The 25,621-nt window shown below is 62.3% G+C and carries 24 protein-coding genes and 1 pseudogene; 6 read left to right on the forward strand and 19 right to left on the reverse strand.

The window, feature by feature from the left end:
* Positions 1 to 103: 103 nt before the first annotated feature.
* Genes U4960_RS00315 through U4960_RS00330 form a run of 4 tightly spaced genes read right to left on the reverse strand, consistent with a single transcriptional unit; the run spans position 104 to position 5,972 of the window.
* Positions 104 to 1,564 (reverse strand): efflux transporter outer membrane subunit, encoded by a 1,461-nt coding sequence (locus tag U4960_RS00315; protein ID WP_037487108.1) that lies wholly within the window; start codon positions 1,562 to 1,564, stop codon positions 104 to 106.
* The gene (locus U4960_RS00320) at positions 1,557 to 4,637 is read right to left on the reverse strand and encodes an efflux RND transporter permease subunit (RefSeq protein ID WP_037487106.1); all 3,081 of its coding nucleotides are present in this window, start codon (positions 4,635 to 4,637) and stop codon (positions 1,557 to 1,559) included. The genes U4960_RS00315 and U4960_RS00320 overlap by 8 nt, the downstream gene beginning before the upstream one ends.
* 1 nt (position 4,638) lies before the next feature.
* Complete coding sequence (locus U4960_RS00325; protein WP_051585709.1) at positions 4,639 to 5,772, reverse strand: efflux RND transporter periplasmic adaptor subunit; 1,134 nt, start codon at positions 5,770 to 5,772, stop codon at positions 4,639 to 4,641.
* On the reverse strand, positions 5,769 to 5,972 hold the full coding sequence (locus tag U4960_RS00330) for a DUF2798 domain-containing protein (RefSeq protein ID WP_324261641.1): 204 nt from the start codon (positions 5,970 to 5,972) through the stop codon (positions 5,769 to 5,771). Before U4960_RS00330 ends, U4960_RS00325 begins: the two co-directional genes overlap by 4 nt.
* Positions 5,973 to 6,324: 352 nt before the next feature.
* Between U4960_RS00330 and U4960_RS16025 the strand changes: the two genes are divergently transcribed.
* Positions 6,325 to 6,534 carry a PQQ-dependent sugar dehydrogenase gene (locus U4960_RS16025; RefSeq protein ID WP_370638089.1) on the forward strand — a complete coding sequence of 70 codons (210 nt, stop codon included), beginning with the start codon at positions 6,325 to 6,327 and terminating at the stop codon, positions 6,532 to 6,534.
* 150 nt (positions 6,535 to 6,684) lie between these two features.
* On the opposite strand, the gene U4960_RS00340 is transcribed toward U4960_RS16025, so the two are convergent.
* Positions 6,685 to 6,867, reverse strand: coding sequence for a hypothetical protein (locus U4960_RS00340; RefSeq protein WP_037487100.1), 183 nt, complete (start codon positions 6,865 to 6,867; stop codon positions 6,685 to 6,687).
* Positions 6,857 to 8,122 (reverse strand): tyrosine-type recombinase/integrase, encoded by a 1,266-nt coding sequence (locus U4960_RS00345; RefSeq protein ID WP_037487098.1) that lies wholly within the window; start codon positions 8,120 to 8,122, stop codon positions 6,857 to 6,859. The genes U4960_RS00340 and U4960_RS00345 overlap by 11 nt, the downstream gene beginning before the upstream one ends.
* A gap of 636 nt (positions 8,123 to 8,758) precedes the next feature.
* On the opposite strand from U4960_RS00345, the gene U4960_RS00350 reads away from it, so the two are divergent.
* Positions 8,759 to 8,923: a hypothetical protein gene (locus U4960_RS00350; RefSeq protein ID WP_167398546.1), complete on the forward strand. Its 165-nt coding sequence runs from the start codon at positions 8,759 to 8,761 to the stop codon at positions 8,921 to 8,923.
* 105 nt (positions 8,924 to 9,028) lie between these two features.
* A complete protein-coding gene (locus U4960_RS00355) occupies positions 9,029 to 9,541 on the forward strand; it encodes a hypothetical protein (protein ID WP_324261642.1) in 513 nt (170 codons plus the stop codon).
* On the opposite strand, the gene tnpC is transcribed toward U4960_RS00355, so the two are convergent.
* The 3 genes from tnpC to tnpA form a co-directional block, all read right to left on the reverse strand.
* On the reverse strand, positions 9,529 to 11,067 hold the full coding sequence (gene tnpC, locus U4960_RS00360) for an IS66 family transposase (protein WP_431193972.1): 1,539 nt from the start codon (positions 11,065 to 11,067) through the stop codon (positions 9,529 to 9,531). The genes U4960_RS00355 and tnpC overlap by 13 nt on opposite strands.
* Positions 11,068 to 11,129: 62 nt before the next feature.
* A complete protein-coding gene (gene tnpB, locus U4960_RS00365; RefSeq protein ID WP_324260343.1) occupies positions 11,130 to 11,477 on the reverse strand; it encodes an IS66 family insertion sequence element accessory protein TnpB in 348 nt (115 codons plus the stop codon).
* Positions 11,474 to 11,902, reverse strand: a complete 429-nt coding sequence (tnpA, locus tag U4960_RS00370) for an IS66-like element accessory protein TnpA (protein WP_324260344.1) — start codon at positions 11,900 to 11,902, stop codon at positions 11,474 to 11,476. The genes tnpB and tnpA overlap by 4 nt, the downstream gene beginning before the upstream one ends.
* Before the next feature lie 24 nt (positions 11,903 to 11,926).
* Between tnpA and U4960_RS00375 the strand changes: the two genes are divergently transcribed.
* The gene (locus U4960_RS00375; protein WP_416379081.1) at positions 11,927 to 12,421 is read left to right on the forward strand and encodes an OST-HTH/LOTUS domain-containing protein; all 495 of its coding nucleotides are present in this window, start codon (positions 11,927 to 11,929) and stop codon (positions 12,419 to 12,421) included.
* Between the two features lie 92 nt (positions 12,422 to 12,513).
* On the opposite strand, the gene U4960_RS00380 is transcribed toward U4960_RS00375, so the two are convergent.
* On the reverse strand, positions 12,514 to 13,641 hold the full coding sequence (locus U4960_RS00380) for a helicase-related protein (protein WP_324261643.1): 1,128 nt from the start codon (positions 13,639 to 13,641) through the stop codon (positions 12,514 to 12,516).
* Between U4960_RS00380 and U4960_RS00385 the strand changes: the two genes are divergently transcribed.
* Positions 13,621 to 13,920 carry a DeoR family transcriptional regulator gene (locus U4960_RS00385; RefSeq protein ID WP_324261644.1) on the forward strand — a complete coding sequence of 100 codons (300 nt, stop codon included), beginning with the start codon at positions 13,621 to 13,623 and terminating at the stop codon, positions 13,918 to 13,920. The genes U4960_RS00380 and U4960_RS00385 overlap by 21 nt on opposite strands.
* Positions 13,921 to 14,193: 273 nt before the next feature.
* On the opposite strand, the gene U4960_RS00390 is transcribed toward U4960_RS00385, so the two are convergent.
* From U4960_RS00390 to U4960_RS00420, 8 genes are all read right to left on the reverse strand, one after another.
* Entirely contained in the window at positions 14,194 to 14,568 is a 375-nt protein-coding gene (locus tag U4960_RS00390) for an Abi family protein (protein ID WP_416379082.1), read from the reverse strand.
* Positions 14,453 to 14,953, reverse strand: coding sequence for an Abi family protein (locus U4960_RS16030; RefSeq protein WP_416379083.1), 501 nt, complete (start codon positions 14,951 to 14,953; stop codon positions 14,453 to 14,455). The genes U4960_RS00390 and U4960_RS16030 overlap by 116 nt, the downstream gene beginning before the upstream one ends.
* A 112-nt stretch (positions 14,954 to 15,065) precedes the next feature.
* Complete coding sequence (locus U4960_RS00395) at positions 15,066 to 16,331, reverse strand: tyrosine-type recombinase/integrase (RefSeq protein WP_324261646.1); 1,266 nt, start codon at positions 16,329 to 16,331, stop codon at positions 15,066 to 15,068.
* Between the two features lie 449 nt (positions 16,332 to 16,780).
* Positions 16,781 to 17,725 carry a LysR family transcriptional regulator gene (locus U4960_RS00400; RefSeq protein ID WP_324261647.1) on the reverse strand — a complete coding sequence of 315 codons (945 nt, stop codon included), beginning with the start codon at positions 17,723 to 17,725 and terminating at the stop codon, positions 16,781 to 16,783.
* Between the two features lie 3 nt (positions 17,726 to 17,728).
* Positions 17,729 to 19,570, reverse strand: a complete 1,842-nt coding sequence (locus tag U4960_RS00405) for a CocE/NonD family hydrolase (protein WP_324263139.1) — start codon at positions 19,568 to 19,570, stop codon at positions 17,729 to 17,731.
* A gap of 2 nt (positions 19,571 to 19,572) precedes the next feature.
* A complete protein-coding gene (locus U4960_RS00410) occupies positions 19,573 to 21,144 on the reverse strand; it encodes an AbgT family transporter (protein WP_324261648.1) in 1,572 nt (523 codons plus the stop codon).
* A gap of 20 nt (positions 21,145 to 21,164) precedes the next feature.
* Positions 21,165 to 23,972, reverse strand: coding sequence for a TonB-dependent receptor (locus U4960_RS00415; protein WP_324261649.1), 2,808 nt, complete (start codon positions 23,970 to 23,972; stop codon positions 21,165 to 21,167).
* Between the two features lie 296 nt (positions 23,973 to 24,268).
* On the reverse strand, positions 24,269 to 24,445 hold the full coding sequence (locus tag U4960_RS00420; protein ID WP_324263176.1) for a hypothetical protein: 177 nt from the start codon (positions 24,443 to 24,445) through the stop codon (positions 24,269 to 24,271).
* On the opposite strand from U4960_RS00420, the pseudogene U4960_RS00425 reads away from it, so the two are divergent.
* A pseudogene (locus tag U4960_RS00425) lies at positions 24,392 to 24,571 on the forward strand (GDSL family lipase); the annotation flags it as partial. The gene U4960_RS00420 and the pseudogene U4960_RS00425 overlap by 54 nt on opposite strands.
* Positions 24,572 to 24,594: 23 nt before the next feature.
* Here the strand turns inward: U4960_RS00425 and U4960_RS00430 are convergent.
* Positions 24,595 to 25,572: an NAD(P)H-dependent flavin oxidoreductase gene (locus U4960_RS00430; protein ID WP_324261650.1), complete on the reverse strand. Its 978-nt coding sequence runs from the start codon at positions 25,570 to 25,572 to the stop codon at positions 24,595 to 24,597.
* Positions 25,573 to 25,621 lie beyond the last annotated feature (49 nt).

A 25,621-nucleotide genomic window follows, 5' to 3' on the forward strand; every position in this document is an offset into this window, starting at 1 on the left:
ACAATGGTCTAAGCGCGTCCCGATCGTTGCGACCGTATCCCCGGCCCGAAACGAGGACCCGGACGCGGGAGTCCTCGATCGGATGCCGAGGGGCTTGCTCCATTCAGTTCCGGCTCGCGCCGCTGGCGTCGGCCGTCACAGGCACGTCGCGCCACCCGCCGCCCAATGCCTTGAACAGGTCGACCCGCACCGAAGCGAGCTGGCGAACGGAAGTGGCGTAAGCGGTCCGCGCGTTGAGCAGGTCGGCCTGCGCCACCAGCACGTCGAGATAGCCGACCGAGCCGGCGCGATAACGCAGATCGGCGAAGCGATAGGCACGCTCCGACCGCTCCTGCGCCTCGCGCAGGGCGTCGAGCCGCTCCTGTTCGGTCGCGACGCTGGTCAGCGCCTGCTCGACCTCCTTGAGCGCGGTCAGCACGCGGCCGTCGAACGCTGCGAGCGAGGCGTCGCCCTGGGCCTCGGCCTGGCGCAGCCGCGCGCGCGCTACCGACATATTGGGGAAGCTCCATGACAGGAGCGGCCCGAGCGAGAAGGAGAAGCTGTCGCCCCCGCGCACGAAATCGTTGCGGAAGAAATTGCCGGAGCCGCCCAGGCTGATCCTGGGATAGAGATCGGCCGTCGCCACGCCGATCCGCGCTGTGTCGGCCGCGAGCGTCCGCTCGGCTTCGCGAAGGTCGGGCCGGCGGCGCAGCAGCGCCGCGCCATCGCCGACTGGGATGGCGGCAAGCGGCTCGGGCGCCACCGCGCAGGCGCGCGCGGCTTCCGGCACCTGGTCAGGCGTGGTGCCGAGCAGCGCCGCCAGCTCGAACAGGACGATCTGCCGCTGGCCTTCAAGCGCGGGGATCGCGGCGCGCGCGGTTGCGGCGGCCGCACCGGCGCGCTCGACATCGAGCTTGCCGACCGATCCGGCCCGCTCCTGCGCGGTGACGAGCCGCAGGCTCTGGTTGCTGGTCTCGAACGACTCCCGCGCCACCGACAGCGCATAGGCCGAGGCGCAAGCGTCGAGATAGGCCCGTGTCGTCTCCGCGACCACCGTCACGCGCACGGCGTCGCGCGCGGCCTCGACGGCCTGCGTGTCGGCGCGCGCCGCTTCGATCGCGCGGCCCACCCGCCCGAACAGGTCGACTTCCCAGGACAGGGCAACGCCTGCATTCTGGGACCATTGCGCATCGCCGCCGACGGGCGTTCCGCCTTGCCCGCCACCCTGGCCGGCAGCGCCCTGGACGCCGTCGCCATAGCTGACGCCGCCGGAGATGTCGGTGGACGGAAGCCGTCCGGCGCGTGCTTCCGACAGGACCGCGCGGGCTCTTGCGAGATTGGCGGAGGCGACGCGAAGATCGGTGTTGGCGGCCAGCGCCTTGGCCACCAACTCGTCGAGCGCCGGATCGCGGTAGAGCCGCCACCAGTCATCCGGTAGTTCGGCGGCGCGATCAAATCCGGCCGCCTCCGTAACGAACGGCCCTGCCGCCGCCGGGGGGCTGAGCGGACTTTTATAGGCAGGGCCGGCCGCGCACGCCGAAGCGAGCAGCGGCAAGAGCAGGAGCGAGAGTCTCGATTTACGCATGGGCCAGACCTCCTTCGGCCGGGAGTTCGTCGCTCTGTGCATCCGCCTTGGGGCGGTGGTCGCCCGCGATCAGCGTGTAGATGGTCGGCAGCACGAACAGGGTGAACAGGGTGCCGATCAAGAGGCCCATGACCACGACGATGCCGATGGCGAACCGGCTGTTGGCGCCCGCGCCGCCCGCGAACAGCAGCGGCACCAGGCCCGCCGCCATCGCGGCGGTGGTCATCAGCACGGGCCGCATACGCACGGCGGCGGCGTGCCGCATAGCCTCCATCCGGTTTGCTCCCTCCTGCCGCTGCATCTGGTTGGCGAAGGAGACCATCAGGATGCCGTGCTTTGAGATCAGCCCGATCAGCGTGATGAGGCCGATCTGGGTGTAGATGTTGAGCGTGGTGAAGCCGAGATAGAGCGGCACCAGCGCCCCGCACACGGCGAGCGGCACCGTCACCAGGATCACCAGCGGATCGCGGAAGCTCTCGAACTGCGCCGCGAGCACCAGGAAGATCACGATGAGCGCGAAGCCGAACGAGATGGTGAGTTGGTTGCCTTCCTGCACATATTGGCGGCTGTTCGACAGCCAGTCGACCGTGGTGCCGGCCGGCAGCGGCTGGCTCTTGAGGAAGTCGACCGCCTGGCCCATCGTCACGCCCGGCAACAGCACCGCCGAGAGCGTCGCCGAGTTCATCTGGTTGAACTGGGGCAACCTGTTGGGTTGGGGACGGATCTCCACGCTGGCGACCGTGGACAGCGGCACGAGGCTGCCCGAGGATGCCTTGACGTAGAATTGGCCGAGATTGTCGGGCGTCAGCCGCTGCTCCTGCGGCACCTGGGCGATCACATCATAGGAACGATCGTGCCAGTTGAAGCGGTTGACATAGTTCTCGCCGACCAGGGTCGCCAGCGTGTCTGCGATCTCCGCCATGGAGATGCCGAGCTGACCTGCCTTTTCATGGTCGATGCTGATATGCGCTTCGGGACTGTCGAAGGCGAGGTCGCTGTCGACGAAGGCGAACAGGCCGCTGCCCCAGGCCGCGCCCTTGATCGCTTCGAGCGTCTGGAAGATCTCGGGATAATCATCCGCCGACCGGATCACCATCTGCACGGGCAGCCCGCCACTGCCGGCGGGCAGCGGACTGTCCTGGAAGGTTGTGGCATAGACGCCGGTGACCGCGCCGCTGCGTCCGGTCAGCTCGCCCTGGATGTCGTCGGCGCTGCGTGTCCGATCCCCCCATTCCTTGAGCACGACACCGCCGAAGCCGCCATTGGCATTGTTCTCTCCGCCGGTGCCGAACCAGCTGCTTGCGAACTCCGGCAGCGAGCGGAAGATGCCATCGACCTCGGCGTTGAAGCGTGAGGTATAATCGACATTGGCATATTGCGGCGCCTTCGTCTGGACGAAGACATAGCCCATGTCCTCCGGCGGCGCGAGTTCGCGCTGGGAGCCGCTGAACAGCACCACGATCGCACCGAGCATGGCGACGCCGACGATCAGCACGGCGCCGCGTGCGGCCAAGGTCTTGTCAAGCAGTCGGGCATAACCCTGCGTTAGCCTGTGCATGTTGCGCTCGATCGCCTGGGACAGCCTGCCTTCGCCCAGCTTGGCATGGAGCAGTTTGCCGCTCATCATCGGCGACAGCGTGAGCGCCACGACGCCCGAGACGATGACCGATCCGGCCAGCGTGAACGCGAACTCGCGGAACAGCGCGCCGGTGAGCCCACCCATAAGCCCGATCGGCGCATAGACCGCCGCCAGCGTGATCGTCATCGCGATCACCGGCCCGACGATCTCGCGCGCGCCGACAAGCGCCGCGTCGAAGGGCTTCAAGCCTTCCTCGATATGCCGGTGGATATTTTCCACCACCACGATGGCATCGTCGACGACGAGACCGATCGCCAGAACCATGGCGAGCAGGGTCAGCAGGTTGAACGAAAAGCCGAACGCCAGCATCAGCGCCGCCGTGCCGAGCAGCGACAGCGGAATGGTGACGATCGGGATGATGACCGCGCGGAAGCTACCCAGGAACAGGAAGATGACGACGATCACGATAATCACCGCCTCGATCAGCGTGCGCTGGACCTCCTCGATCGACGCGTTCACGAAATGCGCCACGTCGAACGTGTTGGTGACTTCGAGACCGGGCGGCGCAACTCGCTGGATGTCGGGAAGCAGTGTCCTCACCGCCTCGACGATCTCCAGCGGATTGCCGTCCGGCGTCGGGGAAATGGAGATCGCGACAGCCGGCTTGCCGGACGTGATGAAGGAGGCGTCGTAGTTCTGGCCGCCGAGCTCGACGGTCGCGATGTCGCCGAGCCGTACGATTCCGTCCGATCCGGTCTTGATGACCATCGTGCGGAACGCCTCGACATCACGCAGATCGGTTCCGGCGGTGATGTTGATGGCGGTGTTGGCGCCCTTGAGCTGGCCCGGCGACGCCTGCACATTGTTGGACCGCAGTGCGGTGGCGACATCGCTGGCCGAAAGGCCACGCGCCGTGAGCTTGACCGGGTCCACCCAGATACGCATCGCGAGCGGAGCACCGCCGCTGATCTGCGCGGACGCGACGCCCGGAACGGATGTGATGAGCGGCTGAGCGACGCGCGTCGCAAAATCGACCATCTGCGGCGCCGGCACGGTCTCGCTGGTAAAGGTGATATACTGGATGGCCGAGGCGCCATCGGTGATCTTGTTGATTACCGGATCGGTGACGCCGGCCGGCAGGCGGAACTTGACCTGCTGCACCTTGGCGAGGATCTCGGTCATCGAACGGTCGGCATCGGCATTGAGTACCAGCTTGGCGCTGATCCGGCTTGTGCCCTGGGTCGAGGTCGATGTCAGATACTCGATGCCGCTGGCGGTCGCGATCGCCTGTGCGATCGGCGTGGTGACGAACCCCTGCATGACGTCCTGCGTCGCGCCGGGCAGCGCCGTGTCGATGGTGATCGTCGCGCTTTCCATGCGCGGATACTGGCGCACCTGCAGGCTCAACATCGCACTGACGCCCACGAGCAGGATCAGCAGGCTGACGACGATCGCGAGGATCGGGCGGCGGATGAAGATGTCGGTGAAGGCCATCTCAGCGCTCCTCCGTCTTCACGAGGCGCGAGACCTTGACCTCGGCGCCCGGCTGCACGCGCAGTTGCCCTTCGGTGACGACGACGTCACCGGGCTTCAGGCCACCGGCGATGACGACGCTGTTGCCGATACGGCGGCCGGTGTGCACTGGCACGATCTCGGCCTTGCCGGCCTTACGTGCATCCTTGCCGCGAATGACGATCACGCTGTCGCCCTGCGCGGAGGTCTGGATCGCGGTCGCGGGCACGACCAGCGCGCCGGTCTGCGGCGGCAACTCGAGCGCGGCCGTCACATACATGCCGGGCCGTAGCGCCCGGTCCGGGTTGGGCAGGACCGCCTGCACCGTGACGTTGCGGGTGTCCTGGCCGATCTGGGGCTCGATCGCGTTGACGCGCGCGGTGAAGGTCCGGTCGGGGAAGGCGTCGCTGGTGACGGTGACGCTCGATCCGCGCCGCAGCTGTCCCAGCTCCTGCTGCGGCAGGGCGAACTCGACATAGAGGCTGGAGAGGTCGGTCAGCGTGGCGATCGCATCGCCGGGATTGAGGAACTGGCCGAGGTTGACGCGGCGAATGCCGATCTCGCCGGAGAAGGGTGCGCGCACCTGCTTCTGGATGAGCCGGGCGTCGAGCTGGCGCACGGCGGCGACCGCCTGGTCCCGCTCCGCGCGGCGCTGTTCGAGCAGTTCGCGCGGCTCCGCGCCGGTCGGCGCAAGCTCCTCGGAACGGGACACCTGCACGCGGGCGAACGCGGCCCTGGCCTGGGCCGCCTGCCGATCGGCCGTCTCGGGACCATCGAAAAGCTGGACCAGCAAGGCGCCGCTGCGGACCTGCGAACCGGCCTCGAACCGGATGGCGGTCACGCGCCCCGCGATCTCCGGCGAGAGCGTCACCTCCCGAACCGCGCGCAAGCCCCCGACCGCTTGCAGAGCGGCCGGCACGTCTTGCGGCGTCACGACGGTCGCGGCGACGGACGTCGCCTGCTGCTGCCAGCCTTGTTGCTGCCCGGTGCGCATCGTGCGCCACAGGAACAGCCCGCCCAGGACGACGGCCAGGATCACGAGGGTGACAATGAGGGTCCGGGTCTGGCTTCCCCCGAAACGGCTGCGCTCCGGCAGTTCCTGATCGGCGGCGCTCATGCCATCCCCCTTTCAAGACGGCTGACCGCCCGATCAAAGAGGGAGCCGAGCGGCCAGCCCAGCAGGAAAGTGATCACCCAGATTCGGGCAAGTTCGTCCGTGAAACCCGCGACGAGGACCGAAATCAGGCCGGAAACGGAAAGGGCTGCCACCGCTTTTGTAAGCGGCTCCAGCAGCGGAGTTTTTGTGATTGAGACCATTTGCGCGAATACCCCCAATCGGGGCAGGCGCACGGGGAGACCGACAAACGGAAGCCTCTGCGCCAACCCCGACGAATTGCCAGGTTGACGCCGAGGACAAGGCAGAACTCTCTTGGAAGAGAGCGCAGGAATCACCACCCTGCTACTCTGTTTTCGGCGATAACCTTATAGGATTGTTGAAAGTGATTTGCAACCGATTTTGGGATTGTTCCCATTTTTTTTGGGACAGCGCGCCGCCTTATGTGGGGAGGTCGAGGATCGCAGGCCAGTCAGCACCCCCGGCTCTGGAAAAGATCTCGATGTAACCAAGTGCGCGGACGCCCAGGTCGCGCCGCAGGCACCATCTGCGCCAGTGCCAGTAAACGCCTGCTGGAAGTTGCGCGACGGCGTTCCCACTGGCGAGGAAGAGACATTGTTCGCCGAACTTGGTGCGCGCATTCGCGATGTCCGCGCCGGGTCCGACGGCGCACTCTACCTTCTGACTGACGAGCAGGAAGGTCGCCTGCTTCGCGTCACGCGTAACTCTGGCTCGCATAGGCTCAACTTGCCTCAAGCCCGTTGATCAACTTGCCGCCCGAACGGGCCGCTGGCCGCGATACGCGGACTTGTTTGCTGCGCTCGGTGCCACTCACAATTTACCCAGCGCGCAACCCGGCGCGATCCTTGCGGGCATCAATGTGCATAAAGCCTTTGGCTCAACCTACTTGGGCGGTCAGGAGGCAAGCTGCATCGCTTCCAGTCTTGCAACTCCCTCTTCAAGCAGCCGCTCGATTTCGTCCGAGGTCCGCCGCACGGCGAGCTTCAGCGCCTCGTCGATATGGATAGGTGCCCAACTTTCGGAAGGCGAACAGCCCGCGCCTGCAACATATAGGCAATGAAGCTTGTCAGGCAGCATCTCTGAGACGCAATGCTGCGCGCTCGGCGCCAAGCTCCAAAACTTTCGAGATTTCCGCGGAGGTGCGGCTCACAGCCAGTCGCAACGCCTCATCCACATGCACATAGCCTTGCGTTACTGTCTGCGAGGCATGGCCAAGCATCGCGGCAATCGTCAGCTCCGAAAAGCCGAGATCGCCCGCGACGCTGCCGAAGGTATGCCTCAGGGTATGGGGCGTAATTTCCTCGATCTTCGCGATGGCGCTCAAGCGGGCGAGACAAGTCGGCGCGGTCGTGATGGGACCGGTCGTTTCCGCTGAAGGGAATACGTGCGGATTCCCTTCCATCACCGGCTGCTCTTGGATCAGCTTAACTACCGCCGGTCCGATAGCCCGCGCCTGTTCATCGCCCTTGGTATCGGGGAAGGCCACATAGCCGCCCTCGGCACGCAGCCAGGAGCGCCACATCGCTTGCCCTTCCTGACGGCGGAAGCCCGTCAGCAGCAGCAGCTTGACGATGGCGATCCCAACCGGGTTCTCGCCATTACGTTCGGCCACCACCATCGCCGCGCCAAGATCTTCGATTTCGGCGATACTAAGCCGGCGCTTCTTCTTCTTGCTCGCGAGTTTGCGAGCGCCCTTCGTAGGATGCTCTGCTAACAGCCCCTTATGCTTTGCATGAGATAGAACGCTTTGCAGAGTGCCCACTACACGCGGCGCAACGCCTGCTCCGCCAGTGGCGACACCGCCGCGTCCGCCTGCACGCGGCTTCGCTGTCTTTCCCGCGATAACATCCGCCTGCATCGCCTCGACATCCGCGATCTTCAAGCGGCGGGCGACACGGTGCCCGAGTAGGGGCTTGATGTGCGTGTTGATGCGGCTCTCATCCATGTCGAGCGTTGATACCTTGATCGGCCGATTGCGCCTTCCCAGTATGCGCCCGGCTCGCGCTTCTTCTAGATACCAGTCGCACAGCTCGGTCACTGTGGGGTCTTGGCGAGACTGCGCCACTTCCTCGGCGGGATCAACACCGGCCGCGACTTCGCCGAGCTTGATCTTGGCCTGATCGCGAGCCTGCTCGACAGTCAGTATGCCATAGCGGCCGAGCTTCATTCGCCGCGTTCGATCCTCGACGTTGCGGTATTGGACGACGAAAGTTTTCGTGCCGGATGCGCCGACGCGAACACCAAAACCCCGCGTTTCACTATCCCAATGGAAGGTCTGTCCCTTCGCTGGGATGGGCAGGGCGTCAATCGCCCTCTTGGTCAGCTTGGTCATCGTTCATCCTGCTTTGCTTACGCGGATTGAGCATACTCCAAAAGTAAGCAATACGTAAGCAGAAAAAAGGCGTTTTGACGGCTACCGAAGGCCCCGCTAGCGTAGTGATAATCTATTCAAGATATTGATTATTATATGATTATAGTTCTATCTCCAAGCGTGGCGTAGGGGCATTTTGATTTTGCCAAGGTTGGGGTCGAGGGTTCGAATCCCTTCGCCCGCTCCAGTTTTCCCACGGAAAACCAATTGTTTGAACCTCGCGAAGCTCGCGAGGCGCTGGTGACAACGGGCGAGTTTCCAACGATTGTCACCACATTGTCATCGGGCCAAATCCAGCTGGGGACAACTCAGGCGTGCTCACTTCTTATCCAGATGTACAATTGCACGTCCGGCAGTTGGATTAGGCCATGCATGCTGGAGTGCCAGTGCAGTGATTTGCCCGCTCCTGCGCAGAACCAACCACTCGTTTAGCCGCTGATCCCTGGGCTCGAAGCCTGTCCTCCTTCAATCAACCCGTGAAGGGTCCGCTACGCATGCGCGTGCGGCCGCAGCTTCGCCGCGGTGATTGCGTCCAGTCTCCGGCCTGTGGGGCGACTGTCGAGCGGGTTGGTCCCGCTCCTCGACAGGAGCCGCATCATGCCACTTGCAACTGCACAATCGCTTGGCTGGAACCTCTCCCGGACGCTGATGACGGTGATCGTCCTCATCAAGACCGGCCAAGGATATTTCGTAATCCCCGCCGATGAATTCGATGGCGACCCCGAACAGGTCGTTCGTGAATATGACCCTTTCGCCCGTTGACCTTAGGCAGAATCGGACTTTTCGAACCAACTTCCGTCGTGCTAAACTCGCAGTGCAGATTGCGCTGAGGTGGTGGTGGCGAGCGCGTCCAGACAAGGGACGCATATGACCATTTTCCTCATCCTTGGGGCCGCTGCAGGCTTTTACATGCTATGGCTGCTTTTCCGGCTCGCCAGCCTCGCCCTGCCAGTATGCGTCGCGATCGGCACTGGCTTTGCCATACTCCGCCACGAATTCGGCTATCCGGCAGCAATCCTCGCTGCCTTTGGCGCTGGCATCGCCACGCTGCTCATCGGCCAACTTCTGGTCGCTTTTACCCGATCTCCGTTGCTCAAGCTGGTGATCGCGCTGCTTTTTGCTGTGCCTGCTGCTTTCGCCGGATATCAGGCCGCGCACAGCCTTGGTTCGTTGGCAACAAACAGCAGCTCTGTGTTGGCAATTCTCGGTTCGATTGCAGCGTTCGCCACATCCGCTTCAGCCTGGCGAAGTGTGATGGGTGGCAGCGATCATAAAAGCGCAAACTCAGCAGACGACCGGTCGATGAGCAGCAATCCTCATCCGCGAGCAAGGCATCGACGTCGTAAGCGTGGTCTGAAGACCGCAGCTCAGGCTGCCTGAGCGATGGGTTCATCGATCGGTCGTTGCCAATTCCACGGCATCAGTTCGTCCCAGCGCGCGGCGGGCCAATCGGCGGCGATCTTGCCGATGATGTCGGCAATGTAGGCCTGCGGTTCGAGGCCGTTCATCTTTGCCGTCTCGATGACGGAGTAGATCGCGGCGGCGCGGGCGCCCCCCGCCTCCGAGCCGGCGAACAGCCAGTTCTTCCTGCCGATCGCGATGGGGCGGATCGCGCGTTCGGCGATGTTGTTGTCGATCTCGAGGCGACCGTCATCGAGGAAGCGAGTGAACGCGTTCCATCGCTTGGTGCCATAGCGGATGGCCTTGGTCGTTGGCGACTTGGGCGCGAGCTTCCTGAGCGCGTCGTCGAGCGCGGCGCGAAGCGCCGTCACCAGCGGTCGCGACCGCTCCTGGCGGATGCTTCGTCGGATATCGGGCGGCTGGCCGCGTATCTCGGCCTCGATCGCGTAGAGCTGTCCGACCCGGTCGAGCAGATCGGTGGTAAGCGCGGTGGGCTGTTGCTTGTGGCGCTCGAACAGCTCGCGTCGGAAGTGCGCCCAGCAGGCGACCTCCGACACGCGATTACCGGCGTAGATGCCGCTGAATCCGGAATAGGCGTCGGCCTGGAGGAAGCCGGCGAACCCGGCGAGTTCGCGCTTGGGATGGACGCCGGCGCGGTTGGCGGTGAACCGATACCAGACGAGCGGCGGCGCGGTGGCGCCGCTTGCGCGATCGTCGACGACATAGGCCCAGAGTCTTCCGGTCGCCGTCTTGCCCTTCCCGGGCTCGAGCACCTTCACCGGCGTGTCGTCGGCGTGGATCTTGGTCGCCTTGAGGCCTTCCTCGCGGATGCGCTTGACGATCGGGTCGAGCAGATGCGCAGCCTGGCCGGTCCATCCGGCGAGCGTCGATCGATCGATATCGACGCCCTGCGCGGCCATCATCTCCGCCTGGCGGTAAAGCGGCAGGTGGTGATCGAACTTGGAGACGACGATATGGGCGAGCGTGCCAAACGTCGCCTTGCCGCGCGCGATCGGCTTGGGCGGCGTCGGCGCCTGGACGATCTTCTCACAGGCGCGGCAGCTATACTTGGGCCGGACATGGCGCACGACACGCCAGCTGACCGGCACGACGTCGAGCTGTTCGTCGGCGTCGGCGCCGAGGCGGCGCAGCTCGCCGCCGCACGAGGGACAAGCGCAGGCACCGGTGGCGGGCTCGTGGACGACCTCGTCGCGCGGCAGGTGCGGCGGCAGCGAACGGACCGGCGTTGGCCGTTCGGGCTTGATGACGATATCGGGTGCGCGCGCGTCCGCGACGGCCGCTTCGGCCTCATGCTCTTCGAGCGCCAGCTCCATCTGGGCGATCTCGCGCGCGAGCTTCTCGGACGACGTTCCGAAGGCCATCCGGCGCAAGCGGTCGAGCTGGGCGCGGAGCATCGCGATCACGTGATCGCGAGCGTCGATCTGCGCTTCAAGGCTGGCGATCAGCGCGTCCCGATCGGGGGTGGAAGCGGCCTCATCCGACACGCAAAACTTGTACCGGACCGGCAACGAAAATGCCAGCAAAAACCCCTGAATCCTGCCGATTATCAGCCCGCCAACGCCGGCCGCCAGGTCCGCTCGGGGCGACGCCAGTCGACGCCTTCCAGGAGCATCGAAAGCTGGGCGGCGCTGAGGTGTGCGACGCCCGTCTGGGTCATCGGCCACACGAACTTGCCGCGGTCGATCCGCTTCGAAAACAGACACAGGCCCTGGCCGTCATACCAGAGCAGCTTGACGAGATCGCCGCGCTTGCCCCGAAAGGCGAAGACGGCGCCAGAGTGCGGACTCTGCTTCAGCACCTCCTGCGCCATCACCGCGAGCCCGCACATCCCCTTCCTCATATCGGTCGCGCCGCAGGCGAGCCACACTCTCGTCGTGGGTGGCAGCGCGATCACCGCCCAAGCACCGCGAGCACGCGACTGAGCGCCTCGGCATCGACCGACGCATCGACACTCAACCTGACACCGCCCGGTAGCTCGATCCCGATCCGACCGGGAACCTCCAGGACCGACGGTAACAGGGAGGGCGTCTGCGCTGGCGGCGGGATCGCGACCGCATCCGCGATGCGCACCTCGGCGAAGGAAGGGCCGGGCTCTGCTGCAGGATGTGGCAACGTCTTCAGTGGCGGATCGAGCAGCAGGCCAGACATCGCCTTGCGGCGCCAAGTGTAGAGGAGCCCGCTCGTCACCTCGTGGCGCTCCATCGCCGAGCGCACCGATCCACCCGGACCGAAGGCATCGCGCAGCATCGTCAGCTTCTGCTCGACGGTCCAGAACCGCCGCCCCGACACACGGGCGATCACCTCGATACGACCAGTCATACGACTGCTCGTATGACTACTCACATGCTCAACGACCTCATCCACCGCGCCGCTCCACCCGAAAGCGACAAGCATCGCAGCAATGCCGTCATCGGCAAGGCGGCCTACGGACCACGCTTACTCGACGTCTATGGCTTTGGCGAGCAGAAAACCCCCGAGAGCTTCCGCCAGGCCTGCCGACGTTTCATCTACACGGAAAATCTTCTGCCTGAGGCGCCGACCTCGGAAGAGCCCGAACGCGCCGACCTGCGTCCCGCGGCAGCCAAACAAGCCCCAAGCACGGCCGCCCCGCTTATTCGCAAGGCCATCGCGCAGCTGGACGATGACGGTGGCTGGGTTCCCTTGGGCCGAGTGGGTCAGCGTCTCGCTGAGCTTGCCTCGGATTTCGATCCGCGCACCTATGGTCAAGCCAAGCTCAGCGATCTCGTCGACAAGGCGGGCGCTTTCGAGGTCCGGAGAACGGAGTCAGGTCATGTCCAAATCCGGGTTAAAATCGTCAACGCCAAGGGCAAAAAATAGATACCACGGCGAAATACCGTCTCCCATTTCAATTGCGTGGTTTGGGACATCTATCGGGGCTGCCAACTCTACAGGCGAGAAACCCTCGCATTTTATCTGTCCGAAATTTCCACGTACCCAATTAGCTCGGCAGAATAGCTGCCATCGCCAGTGGCTAAGCCCTTGTGTTTGAGTTCACGTTGCAGGGTCGGCTCGACCACATTCGTGAAGAGCCCGAGCCTTTCTTCAGCAGTCAAGAAGGATCTAGCGACCGGTGCGTTCAGATACAGGGCCGACTGCCTTTCGACAGCAGGCATCCGTGTGCCGTCCGGCTGAACTGCAATTGTCTGGATCGTGGTCCGCCGCTCACCATTCGCGACAGCGGACTCAACAATCCAGAACGACAGAAGGGTCTGGCTGATGTCATCGCTGGATACGGACAGGCCCAGATGTTCTGGCTCCAGCCCCCTCCAGCGGCCCAGCTCTTCCTGAACCAACGGGTGGTCCAAGCCGAGCAATTCGATGCCTTCCTGGCTGGTGGCGACATCGCGATCGAGCGTGAAACGCGCCTTGCGTGACCCATCAGCGGCAATCAGATCGTAGGTTTGATCATCCACCTTTGCGAGCCGTTGGTGTCGGTCGGGAAGAGAGGATGACATGAACTGGACGACCCGCCCCATCCCCGTCGAGACGTCTGAAAATGGCTGATACTCGTCGAGGCTGAATCCATCGAGGTCTTGGAACAGATCAAACACGACCTCCCGTGCCTCTCTGGCATTAGATAGCGCAGCCTCGAGTTCTACGGTGGTTCGTTGCAGGGTGGGGTCAGACAGCGCCTCCTGATAGACGCGGTCGTAGTTCAAGCGTTCGGATAGCTGGCCCAAAATCTGGGCCCGGAGATCCTCAGCGACATTGCCCTGATCGTCAACCTTGCCCAACGTCCGGGCGATCTCGGTGAGCTTGTCATCCAAGAGAAGGAATATCCGCCCCTCAATCGTGTCGGAAAGAACGAGATTATAGACCTGCGCAGTATGTGTCTGGCCGTAGCGATGGATGCGCCCGATCCGCTGCTCCATATCCATCGGATTCCAGGGTAGATCGAAATTAAACAGGATACGGGCAAACTGAAGATTGATCCCTTCACGCCCGGCTGCGGTGCAGACCAGAACACGGGGGCCATCTTTCATCCGGAAGCGGCGCTCAGCCGCGGTCTTGGCGCCATGGTCGCCGCCGCGCAGCACGACAACGCCTTGGCCAGGATATCCAACGCCACTCTGGATCCTGTGCAGACATTGACTGATACAGGACTTCAATCGCCTCTAACCGAGGAGCTGAACGAAAGGCAGCACTGGTTCCTCGCCCGAGTCGGTGCTGGCGAACGTTGCCGTGCGGAAGACATTTGCGCCTATTGGAAGGTGAGCCCCAAGACTGCCCGGCGCGACATCGCTGCGCTTCGTTCTGCCGGGCTCGTGATGTACACCGGAGCGCGTCGCAATGGACGCTATCGCTTCATCAATTGAGTGCTGGGAGGCCGGAGCATCTTTCGGTGACGGCTCTTGCGCCTTTGCGGGCAGCGACCCATTTTCCGGGAGCATGCAGCCGAGATTACGAGGCATCCGGGACTTTATTCCCGCCATATCGGCGCGAGGTTTCCTCACGCACGGGTCGCCTGAATTGATCGCCGCGGATGTCTCTCATTGACAAATCGGCCCGCATAGGTATATCTAGACGCAATATGACCGGCACCCCTGCACAGAAATGTGTACGTGCCGGTTTTCTTTTGTCCGAGCCGACTACGTCCAAAGCGGCCATCCTTCCCAACCTTGAACCAACCCGAAATCGGTGGCCGTAACGGCCTTGTTGGCAGGTACGGGAAACTCCGCCATCAAAGCCTTAAACCGCTCACCCCAGCTGGAGTTCGGACTGATCCGCGCCAGCAGAAAGCGCATGATGCAGAAGTACATGAAAGGACGCGCGTTAGCGAGCGACTGCCAGTTCTGATCGAACTGTGGCGCCGGCGACAGCTCCAAGACATTCACATTCCACATGCGGCTATGGTGCGCTGCGACGTTGCGAAGATAGCTCAGACTTCGCAGCCACTGCTCCAGTTCGCGCCCCGTTCCCAGACCGTAGCTGGCCGCAATGGCATCCTGATCCTTTATGTTCATACCGGCAAAGAGCCGCGAAAGGGCACCAAAATCCCAGATCTCGATCGCCACCCAGAGCCACGTCGACGCGGATAGCTCGCTCGATCCGCTCGAGTGCATCAAGGGCAAGGAGGCGCAGCTTGCGATCGAATGCGTAGAGCGCCACAGCGTCCTCAAAAGTCGAGCCGGGCAAAAAATGGTCTTCTCGGAAAACCAGTCCAACGGGCTGTGCCTTCGGTGCGCGGAACGGATACCAATAGCCGCTGAGGCAGTAGTACCCGATTTTCTCAAGGTAACCGATCGCGCGGGTGTCATCGCCGACCGTCAGGCCGCGATCCTTTAGAATCTGCAGCTGATCAGCGAAACTTTTCCAGTCAGTACCCGCCACGCAATGCCCCCGGTGCATCAATCATGAGCGGTAAGTGCCACACTCAACGGCATTTTTATAGTAACTGTCGGCAACGACAGGCGCAGCCATTGGAGAGCTGCGCCGATAAGGACCACGCCAGACTGAGGGATCATAGCCTCGACATCTGGGTCAATCGCTTCGCGCCAACGTCGAGCAATCGGGCAATTTCGTCCGACGTCCGCTGTACCGCCAGCTTTAGCGCTTCATCGATATGAATGTAGTCCTGGGTTACGTTCTGTGAGGCATGGCCCAGCATGGCGCGGATGGTCAGTTCCGAAAAACCCAGTTCGCCGGCAATGCTTCCGAACGTATGACGCAGGGTATGCGGCGTGACGCCTGAAATACCCGCAAGCCTGCACACGCGGTCTAGGCAGGAGCTTACGGCGGTGTACGGTCCGGTTCCGGTCTCAGATGGGAAAACATAGGGATTGCCCGAAATTTCCGACTGACCTTGGATCACCTTTAGTGCGGCAGGGCCAATGGCACGCACTTGTGCACCGCCCTTGGTGTCCGGGAAGCTGACGAAACCACCCGGAACGTTGACCCAGGCCCTTTGCATCGCCTGCGCTTCTTCACGGCGATAGCCCGTTAACAGCAGCGTTTTCAACACACCCAGCGCGACAGGATTTTCGCGATTTTGTTCCGCATAGGCGATGGCTTTGCCGAGCGTCTCGATCTCAGTAACGCTCAGTCGGCGGGTCCGTTTTTTGCTGGCAAGTTTCTTCGCGCCTTGGGTGGGGTGGGTGGCTAGCAACCCTTTATGCTTGGCGTGACCGATGATCGCCTGAAGCGTGCCAAGGCATCTGGAGGCAACACCGGCCCCACCAGTAGCCCTTCCGCCTCGGCCGCCGCTGCGTGCCTTAGCGGTTTTCCCGTTCTTCACATCTGACTGCATTTGCTCGACATCGGCGACGCTCAGCTGCGCCACCACGCGCTTTCCGAGGAGTGGGATTATGTGCGTCTTGATACGGCTCTCGTCCATATCGAGGGAAGATGCCTTGATCGGTCGGTTCAGTCGTCCCAAGATGTTGCCGGCCCGTGCTTCGGCCAGGTACCATTCGCACATCTCTGCGACCGTCATACCCTTTCGTGCACGACGCGTTTCATCAGCGGGATCTTCGCCTTTGATCACCGAGGCCAGGAACAGCCTGGCCTGATCGCGCGCCTGATCCACGGTAAGGATACCGTATCGGCCAATGTTGATCCGGCGCTGAATTCCTTCTGGGTTGCGATACTGAAGGATGAACGTCTTCGTGCCCGAAGGAAGGACACGTACGCCATAGCCGCGTACCTCGGTATCCCAGAGAACCGCTTGGCCCTTGGAAGGCGGAAGCAGTCCGTCGACGCTGCGCTTGCTTAGCTTAACCGGAGTCATCGCCCTTCCTCATTTGGTGACAAAACTCGCTGACGCATCATTTTTCACCAAATTGTCAGCAGATGCAAGCCCATTTCAGGCATCTTGATCGCACAGAGGAAAACTTGAAGTTGGGCTAAATCACTGTTTTATAGTAGGCCAGCTAAGTCGGGCGCACTTAAGAAAAGCCAGTCGGTCTTCTTGCCAAGGTTGGGGTCGAGGGTTCGAATCCCTTCGCCCGCTCCAGTTTTCTCCCGGAAAAGCAACTATCCTTGCCTCGCAGGTCATGCGAGGCAGTGGAGACAAGCGCCGATTGCGCTCTTCTTTGGCGCCATATTTTCAGCAGATTATATGCCCGGTGCGCAACACCCGGGTGTGATCGCGCGAGGCCCAGAACGTGGTCCGGGCCGCCTTGAAGCATTCAAACCTGCTACGAAGCCGCAGTTCGCTGCATCGCCTGAAACAGCATCCTACCCTGCGTCTGGCCGCGTTCGCGAAAAATAAGCCGAAGCCACTTCACGAAAGGCGATTACCAGCCGTGAAGGCGGCGACAGGTTTGACACAGCAAAAGCGTACTCGTGATTTATTTGCGGAGCGAATGGCCGCGCCACAAGTGGTGGGTGCAGATAAGGGATGGCCAGCTGCTCGTTGAGGATCGCCAGGCCCAGCCCGCGGGCAGCAAGGGCACAGGCCGAGCCGTGGGTGTGCGTTTCAATCGTCACACAGGGCCGCAATCCGGATTTCGCAAAAGCCGCGTCCACCTGGCTGCGCCATCTGCGCCCTGCACCAAGCAGTATCATCGGCATTTGGCCTATGTCTTTGGGCGAGATCTGAGGCAGTTTTGCAAGCGGATGATCATGCCGCATGATGCAAACCGATCCGTTGCGCATCATCACTTCGGTCGACAGATCTGTCTGATCGACCGGCATTTTGACGAAGCCACAATCCGCATAACGCATCGCAATCATCGAGCGAGACGTCTCCGCACTGCGAGAATCGATGCTCACTTCGACACCAGGATGCTTTTCGAGGAACAGGGCAACGATGTCTGCCAGCACCGCTTCGGAGAAACTGGGCGGAGCCACAATCTTGATTGTGCCCGCGGAAAACCCGGCAATGTCGCGGGCGAGGTTGTTGAGCCGTTCGGCACTCGACAGCATCAACTCGACCTCGGCCAGTAAGCGCTTCCCGTCATCAGTCGCAACGAGACGGCCCTTCTCCCGGTAAAAAAGTTCGAACCCGAACGCTGTCTCAACCTGTGCAATCAGGCGGCTGATGGCCGGCTGTCCCATTTTCAGCTGCTTGGCCGCAGCAGTCGCCGAACCGGTGTGCATGACTTCGGCAAAGGCCCGCAAAGCCCGGATGCTGATGTCCGGGCCGCCTTCCGGCGCATTGAAGCCAACGCGAACCTTCATTGCCTATCCATCGGCACGCACTGGTATGAACGCACAGGAAGGATACGCCGGGCTGCTGTGAATCGTGATCGCGGCGGTTCGCGGGGGGGCTGCGGGATCCGTCCAGTCATTGTTCTGGTTGATATCGAAGTGGGGGAAATTGCTGCCCGCCACATCGATCCGCAGCCGGTGTCCTGATTTGAACAGGTTGCAGGTGGGGAATGTTTCGACTGCGACGTCATACACTTCTCCGGATACCATCGGCTCTGGCGATTCAAAGGAGTTGCGAAAGCGTAGGCGAAGAATGCCATGCGCAAGATTCATGGCGTAACCTTCGGGATAGTCTTCACTTGGCGGGTACTCGTCGATCAGCTTGACTGCAATGTCGGCATCAGGTGTGTTGCACTCGACAAAAAGACGCAGCCGCACATTGCCAAGCACCTCCATGTCCTGCTTCAGCGGCTCCGTTCTGAATACGGCAACATCGTCGCGATTGGCGAGAGCCCGGCCAGGGTGGGTGGCGCCATAGGTCTGCTCCGTCTCGCGCTGGTCAAAGGCGCCGGCAAACATGATCGGCTCGCCGGAGGTAATGGCCCCCCCGATGGTGGGGACGGGCTGCGAAGGATCCGACTGCAGTGTTGTGCCAGCACCTGCGGATCGCGGCGCCCTTGGGCTCAGTGAGCTGTCACCGTGGAGGAAATACCGGGTTTCCCGGGTCCCGGGCAGGGGCCAGCAGTCCCCCCGCAGCCAGGAGCCGCCATGATCGAGACGACCGTCTTCGTTGCGGCGGCCCGAACCACCACCCATGCGGAACACGGTAACGTTTGCCGGCAAGGGATCGGCAACGGGCAGACCGCGCAAATGCCGGTCGAACCAGTTGCGGCGCAAGTCCGGATAGTCCTTCGCAAGGTTGCCATCGAGCGTCGCTTCCGGGCCAAAGTCGACGTCACCCGCATAGGTCACTGAGCGTTGTCCATGGGTCCACGGGCCGAGCACGAGCCGAACGGGCGAAGATTTCAGCCGGGACAGGGCGACGAAATTGTCGATCGCAGTCTGGGAATAGGGGTCATACCAGCTCGACATGTGGACCTGCGGAACGTCCGAGAATCCCGCATAAAAGCCTGCAGCATAGATGCCGCGCTGCTTCCAGAACGCCTGAAAGGTATCGTTGTCCCATTGCTCGAGGATATAGTCTTCGTATTCCGGGGCTGCAGCCAGCGGGGAGAGCCCGGGGCGCCATCGAACCGGCATCCATGCGCGCAGGTCCTGCGCAGAGAGTATCTGCCGGCTGCGTTCGTCCTTCCTGCCTTCGCATGCGATCAGCGCGTGCTTGTGCGCCCAGGTCAGCTGTTTGAGTTCGTACGCCCCGCCTTGCCTGATCCCCCCGTGATAGGCGCTCGAAAAGCCCCCGGAATCGAGAAACATCGCTCCAAGCCCGGGCGGGTCGCCGCAGGCGAGTGCGGCCTGGACATGAGCCCCGTACGACAGGCCCAAGGTCCCGACTTTACCGTCGCACCAGGGCTGGACAAGAATCCAGGCCAATGTGTCTTCACCATCTTCGCCTTCGGACAGATACTTGGTGAACTCGCCTTCTGAGCCATAGCGGCCGCGGCAATCCTGCAGGACAAAGGCGTAACCAGCATCGACAAACTGTCTGGCAATTTCGGGTTTGGACTTTGCCTCCGGGTGCGCGGCAGTCCGGTCAGCGCGGTTGCTCCGTGTCTTGCCATACGGCGTCCGTTCCAGCAGAACCGGGAATGGCCCTTCGCCTTCCGGCAGATAGACGTCCGTTGCCAGATGCACGCCGTCTCGCATGGCCACCATTTCCGAAAGCGGGGCGGATGAGTCTGATTTTGCCCGGGTCATGGTCAATTGACCGCTGAGGCAAAGGTGGCAGGAGCACCGGGACCGGTGGGAAGCCCGAAACCCGACCAGACCGCAATCAGTGTAAAACCCACCAGACCGATGGCGATGGTAAACGGCAACATCATTGCGATCAGCGATCCGACACCAAAGTCCGCCTTCCAGCGCTGTGCGAGGGCGAGGACAAGCACGAAGTTGGACGCAACAGGCGTCACAATGTTGAAGATCGAGTCGCCCATGCGATAGGCGACCGTGGTCATTTCCGGCGATACTCCGAGCAGCATCAGCATCGGCACGACGATCGGGGCCATGGCGCTCCACTTTGCTGACGCAGAGCCGATCGCAAGATCGAAAACCGATGAGAGGACAAGCAGGGTCACGAGCAGCAAAGCGATCGGCAGGCTGATCTGTCCGAGAAGTTCGGCACCCTTGATCGCGAGGATGGGGCCCAGGTTGGACCAGCTGAAAAGAGCGATGAAATGCGCGGCGAAGAAGGCCATCACGAGATAGGGCGTGGTTGCCTCAAGCCCTTTGCCCATCATGTGCACGACATCGCGGTGCGAACTGATTGATCCCGCGCTCCGGCCGTATGCCCAGCCGGAACACAAAAACAGCAAAGCAAATCCGGCGACGAAGCTCGCGTAGAAAGGCTCCATGCGACCGGGACCGGTCGCGCTTGCATCGACCAGTGGCTGATAACCGGGGATCAGGGTCAGCGCGGCAAACAGGATCAAAACCGCCAGCGCCGCAATTCCGGCATGGCGCAAGGCTGTGGCGGAACCGCCGCTGTCCTGTTCCTTGGGCGCAAGGGGGGTATCGGGTTGGTCCGCCTCTGACCACTTGCCCAGTCGCGGCTCCACGATCCGGTCACACACGAACCAGGCCACGGGTACAAGAAGCAGGCCCAGGGTCGCCGTGAACCACCAGTTTCCGAGCGGGTTCAGTCCATAGTCAGGTACGATCATCTGCGCAGCGGTCTGCGTGATGCCGAGGATCAGCACATCAAACTGCCCGGGCACCAGATTACCGGCAAAGGCCCCCGAAATGCCAGCATAGGCGATGGCAACGCCCGCCAGGGGGTGGCGCCCTGCGCTGGCAAAGGCGAGTGCCGCCAAGGGAATGATCACCACGTAGGCGGCATCAGATGCATGATGCGACAGCAGGCCGATCAGGAAGATGCAAGGCGTCAGATATCGGCCATGAACCTTGCGCATCGATCGTTCCATCAAGGCTGCAAACAGCCCGGAACGTTCGGCGACCGCAGCGCCGAGCATGACCACCAGCACCAGCCCCAGGGGCTTGAAGCCGGTGAATGTGGTCGGCATGTCAACCAGCAGCCGTCGTACGTTCGCCTCAGAAAGCAGGTTCTGGCTGCGAATGGTCTCGCCATTGGCAGGGTTCACCGCAGACAGTCCGGCTGCCGAAGCCCAGGCGGACAGCAGGATCAGAATGACGATGAGGATCAGGAATATCCCGACAGGATCGGGCAGCCGGTTTCCGAATCTTTCAATCCGGTCCAGCCAGCCCGATCCCTCCATCGTGCGACCCGATGGCAATGCTTCAACCTGCTTGTTCATCGAGCCTGTTCACCAATCGATCAGAACCTGGTTCCGACCTTGACATAGAAATACCGGCCTCGAATATCGTAAGTGTAGATATCGAAGTTGATGGGGTTGTTTGCTGCGGAAGCCGGTGGCTGGCGATCGAAGATGTTGTCGACACCCAGGGCAAAGCTGTAATTTCCATCATCGACATCCAGCGACAGCTGGGCATCGTGATAGAACACGTCCCCGATCCGCCCACCGTTTACAGCATTGCCCGGCCTGTCATCGCTCGACCCGATGTAGCGGGCCTTCCAGCCCAGGCTCCAGCTGTCCGCGCGATAACGGAGGCTCGCCTGCCCCTTCCAGCGGGGGAAGGTCGAGCGAGGCTGATCCGATTTGCCGGCGCGCTCATCCTCCGTGATCGTGCCGTTGGGCTGGGGGATGAAGCTCTTGAAGCTGTCCAGATAGGAGACATCGATCGACGCTTCGACCGTGCCTGCCCCAAGCCCGGTACGATAGCGGGCCGTCGCGTCGACCCCGGAGACCTCAAGACGGCTGAGGTTCACCACTGCCTGCCGCAGCTCGGTGATTTCACCAGCCGGGGCGCGCGTGACGAGATCGCAGAATGTCCCTGTATTGGCACAAGAGGTCAGGATCTGGGTCGCCGTCTGCGCAGCTATGGCATCCTTCACGTTGATCTTGAACCAGTCGACAGTGAAGGTGAAGTCACCGGGCGTCACGGCGAGCCCGGCCGACCAGGTGGTCGCTGTTTCCGGCTGCAGATCCTCGTTCCCCGCGACCAGACCTGCGATCAGGCCTGAGTTGAACTGGCTCTGGTTGTAGGTTGTCGGAACGCCCGCACAGCCGACCAGACCGGCTCCGCCACCATTGCAGGGGTCTGCCCCCTGGAAGTTGGTCTGGCGGGCACCCTGAAACAGCTCGAGGATCGATGGCGCTCGAAATCCTTCCGAGAAGGTGCCGCGCACCAAAATGTCCTCGATGGGTCGCCACGCCACACCAACCTTTGTGGTCAGCTTGCCGCCGACGGTGGAATAGCGCGAATAGCGGGCGGCCGCATCGATATCGAGGCTGTAGAATGCCGGCTTGTCGGCCAAGACCGGAACGCTGATTTCGGCATAACCTTCATGAAGATCATAGGAACCAGTCGTCGGATCGCGTGATTGCGCAGTGGTCGGATTCTGCCGCGCGCCGCTGACGAGCGGCAGGATCAGCGAGGGAGTGGCCGCAAAGGCATCCGGCCGGTCAAAAGCAGATTCCCTGCGGTATTCATACCCCATGGCAAACCCGACCGGGCCAGCCGGCAGATCGAACAGGTTGCGCGAGAGATTGACCGTGAAGTCGTATTGGCTGGCTCCATTCTCATCATGGGCATTGTAGCGCATGTAGTCTGCCATCTGGGGCGTGATCGTGCCGAAGATGTTGAGCGGAACGCAGCCGGCTGTCGCAGCGCACAGGGCCGGTGAGTGCAGACCGCGATAGACATTTTCCAGGTTGATCTGGTTGATCGCGTCAAAGTCGGCGGTATTCCTGGACCAGGAGAAGAAGGCATCCCACCTCCATTCTCCGCCCAGGTCGAAATTGCCTTCCAGACCTGCGGCCAGACGCCAGGTCTTGACGGTCTGCACGTTGTCGCGGTTTCCGACCTCGATGGGCACACGCTGGATGCGGAAAGTATTGCCCGAGAAGGCCAGGGCATTGGCCAGCGGTACGCCATTTGCGGTGCCGAAGGGATTGAAAGCCTGGTCTGCAGAAATGCTGAAACCCCTTGAACCGCGTACGTCCAGCGGGAATGGAGCGAACAACTGACTCGACTTGCGATAGTTGTAGAGCCCCTCGATGCTGAAGGTCACATTGTCCGAAATCTCGTACTCTGCGCGGCCAAAGAAGCCGTAGCGCTTGCTCGGCCCGGTGGCATAGATCCCCTGCGCGAGAGTGTTGTAATCATCGCCGGGCAGGCGGGCGACGTGGAAATCGTTATCAGCCAGGGCACCGCTGCCGATCGTGGTAACGCCGAAATTGCGGGCCAGGGCATTGGCTGCGCTGTTGCCGTAACCGGCGGGTGTCCCGAAATAGGCGTTGTTCGCCAAACCCGGAAGGACATAAAGGCCTTGCGGCGACGTCGGGGCCGAGGTCAGAGGGGTCAGTGCACGTTCGGTAATGGCGCGATCGGAAGTCAGGATCGGCTTCGTATCGTTGTAGCTGGCCGACAGCAGAAACGACCCGCGGCCGAACACTTGTCCGAAATTGAGATAGCCGGAATAGTTCTCGTTGTCGCCGCGCGAGGACACGCCAATGCGGGCCGTCGCTTCAAATCCGTCCAGGCGGCGCTTGGTGTGGATGTTGACCACCCCGGCAATCGCATCCGCGCCATAAATGGCCGAGGCGCCATCCTTGAGCACCTCTATCCTGTCGATGATACCCAGCGGAATGGTGTTGAGATCGACAAAGTCGCGGAAGCCGCGCCCGCCCACCGCGTTGACCCAGCGCTTGCCATCGACCAGCACCAGAGTGCGGTTGCCGCTGCCTTCTGCGGAACCGAGATAACGCAAATTGATCGAGCTCACCCCGAACGAGGTTCCTTGCGTGCCGTTGGAGTTAAGGCTGACTCCGGCGCTCGGCATCGCCTGCAAAAGGTCTCCGGCCGATGTCGGGGCGGCAGCGGCGATATCTTCACCTGTCAGGGTGGTGAGCGGCCCCACGGACGAGGCGTCCCGGCGGCCGATACGGCTTCCGGTGACGGTGATGACATCCGCTTCGCCAGCCACCTTTTCGCTTGTGATATCTGACTGCGGAAGCTGTTCCTGCGCCCAGGCAGGCTGTGCGAGCGCTGCCGCCGACATCGCCAAAGCTGCGCTGGTCCTTAGCAATTCACTTCTCATCCCTTACTGCCTCCCTGTTCTGAGCCGCGCGAGGCAGCCGGTGTTCGAGTCGGCAGCAAACTGATTTGCTTGGGCAGGCTATGCAATATTATGATATATTGCTATAGATCCATTTTATATTAGAATAGTCTTGGAGGCGATGTCGTGGTCAGGCTCCCGGCTCCCCAAGTCGGCAAAGTCCAAGGCAAGACCGCCAACGCGGCGGGCCACGATCCTTCCATCACGATCACGATCCGGAGCCAGGCGGGGCGAACTCGTCATTGCACCGGGCGGAATTGCGACGACTGCGCGAACGGCGCAAGGCTGGCCTGACAAGCGACCGGAATTCTTTCACTCCCGGCCGGCTGTGCCGGGGTATCGGCGGACAGACGACCCCGCAGATGGTACTGCGGATGATGGCTGATGTCGTCGCGCTGAAGCCTGATCTCGTCCATCTCATGGGCGGGACCAACGATATCGCCGGCAACACCGAGCCGGTGACTGTTCGGCAGACGATCGACAACCTCACCGCAATGATTGTCCTTGCCAAAGCCCGCAGGACTGGCGTCGTCCGTCCCGATTCAGCCGGTTTGCCGACCCCGCGTCAGTTTGCGAGCACCCCTGCCAGGCGGCTCCGGATGATGTCTTCCGCTTCGGCCATGATCCGGTCGATCAGTTCCTGGCAGGTCGGGATATCGTGGATCAGGCCGGCCACCATGCCGCAGCTCCAGGCGCCCGCATCCATGTCGCCCTGAGTCATGATCTTCGGGTAGACGCCTGCCACTTCCTCGATGATGTCCTCGAACTTGAGCGCATCGCCGAGCCGCTTTTCCTTTTCCAGCAGCCGCTCGACCGCTTCGTTGGTCATCACCCGCTCGGTGTTGCGCAGGGGGCGCATGACCAGCCGCGTGTCGAGCTCGCTGGCGGCGACGATCGCTTTCTTGACGTTCTCGTGCACCGGCGCTTCCTTGGTCGCGATGAAGCGGGTGCCCATGTTCATGCCCGCTGCGCCCATCGCCAGGCTGGCAACCAGGCTGCGCCCGTCGGCCATGCCGCCGCTGGAGACGAACGGAATCTCCAGTTCGTCCGCCGCGCGCGGCAGCAGGATGAAGTTGGGAATGTCATCCTCGCCCGGATGGCCGCCGCATTCGAACCCGTCGACAGACACGGCATCGCAGCCGATTTCCTGCGCCTTGAGGCTGTGGCGCACACTGGTGCACTTGTGGATCACCTTGATCCCGGCGTCCTTCAGCGCGGGCATGACCTGCACCGGGTTGCGCCCGGCGGTCTCGACCGCTTTCACACCCCCGTCGATGATGGCTTTGACCAGGCCCGGATAGTCCGGCGGGGTCAGGCTGGGGAGGAAGGTGAGGTTCACGCCGAACGGCTTGTCGGTCATGTCCTTGCAGCGGGCGATCTCGTTGGCCAGTTTCTCCGGCGTGCCCAGCGTGAGCCCGGTGATGATCCCCAGCCCGCCGGCATTGCTGACCGCTGCCGCCATCTCCGCAAACCCGACGAAGTGCATGCCCCCCTGGATGATGGGGTGCTGGATGCCGAACATTTCGGTGATGGCGGTTTTCATGGCTGGATTCTCCCCTCAGGCGTGACTGTTTGACCGCACGGTTGCGTAT

This window comes from Altererythrobacter sp. H2, from assembly GCF_035319885.1.
In the GTDB taxonomy this organism is placed as follows: Bacteria; Pseudomonadota; Alphaproteobacteria; order Sphingomonadales; family Sphingomonadaceae; genus 34-65-8.

Coding starts and splice junctions, on each gene's coding strand:
- U4960_RS00315 (WP_037487108.1), bottom strand. CDS start 1,564: ATGCGTAAATCGAGACTCTCGCTCCTGCTCTTGCCGCTGCTCGCTTCG.
- U4960_RS00320 (WP_037487106.1), bottom strand. CDS start 4,637: ATGGCCTTCACCGACATCTTCATCCGCCGCCCGATCCTCGCGATCGTC.
- U4960_RS00325 (WP_051585709.1), bottom strand. CDS start 5,772: ATGAGCGCCGCCGATCAGGAACTGCCGGAGCGCAGCCGTTTCGGGGGA.
- U4960_RS00330 (WP_324261641.1), bottom strand. CDS start 5,972: ATGGTCTCAATCACAAAAACTCCGCTGCTGGAGCCGCTTACAAAAGCG.
- U4960_RS00340 (WP_037487100.1), bottom strand. CDS start 6,867: ATGCTGCCTGACAAGCTTCATTGCCTATATGTTGCAGGCGCGGGCTGT.
- U4960_RS00345 (WP_037487098.1), bottom strand. CDS start 8,122: ATGACCAAGCTGACCAAGAGGGCGATTGACGCCCTGCCCATCCCAGCG.
- U4960_RS00350 (WP_167398546.1), top strand. CDS start 8,759: ATGCCACTTGCAACTGCACAATCGCTTGGCTGGAACCTCTCCCGGACG.
- U4960_RS00355 (WP_324261642.1), top strand. CDS start 9,029: ATGACCATTTTCCTCATCCTTGGGGCCGCTGCAGGCTTTTACATGCTA.
- tnpA (WP_324260344.1), bottom strand. CDS start 11,902: ATGACTGGTCGTATCGAGGTGATCGCCCGTGTGTCGGGGCGGCGGTTC.
- U4960_RS00375 (WP_416379081.1), top strand. CDS start 11,927: ATGCTCAACGACCTCATCCACCGCGCCGCTCCACCCGAAAGCGACAAG.
- U4960_RS00385 (WP_324261644.1), top strand. CDS start 13,621: ATGGTCGCCGCCGCGCAGCACGACAACGCCTTGGCCAGGATATCCAAC.
- U4960_RS00390 (WP_416379082.1), bottom strand. CDS start 14,568: ATGAACATAAAGGATCAGGATGCCATTGCGGCCAGCTACGGTCTGGGA.
- U4960_RS16030 (WP_416379083.1), bottom strand. CDS start 14,953: ATGCACCGGGGGCATTGCGTGGCGGGTACTGACTGGAAAAGTTTCGCT.
- U4960_RS00395 (WP_324261646.1), bottom strand. CDS start 16,331: ATGACTCCGGTTAAGCTAAGCAAGCGCAGCGTCGACGGACTGCTTCCG.
- U4960_RS00400 (WP_324261647.1), bottom strand. CDS start 17,725: ATGAAGGTTCGCGTTGGCTTCAATGCGCCGGAAGGCGGCCCGGACATC.
- U4960_RS00405 (WP_324263139.1), bottom strand. CDS start 19,570: ATGACCCGGGCAAAATCAGACTCATCCGCCCCGCTTTCGGAAATGGTG.
- U4960_RS00410 (WP_324261648.1), bottom strand. CDS start 21,144: ATGAACAAGCAGGTTGAAGCATTGCCATCGGGTCGCACGATGGAGGGA.
- U4960_RS00415 (WP_324261649.1), bottom strand. CDS start 23,972: ATGTCGGCGGCAGCGCTCGCACAGCCTGCCTGGGCGCAGGAACAGCTT.
- U4960_RS00420 (WP_324263176.1), bottom strand. CDS start 24,445: ATGGACGAGATCAGGCTTCAGCGCGACGACATCAGCCATCATCCGCAG.
- U4960_RS00430 (WP_324261650.1), bottom strand. CDS start 25,572: ATGAAAACCGCCATCACCGAAATGTTCGGCATCCAGCACCCCATCATC.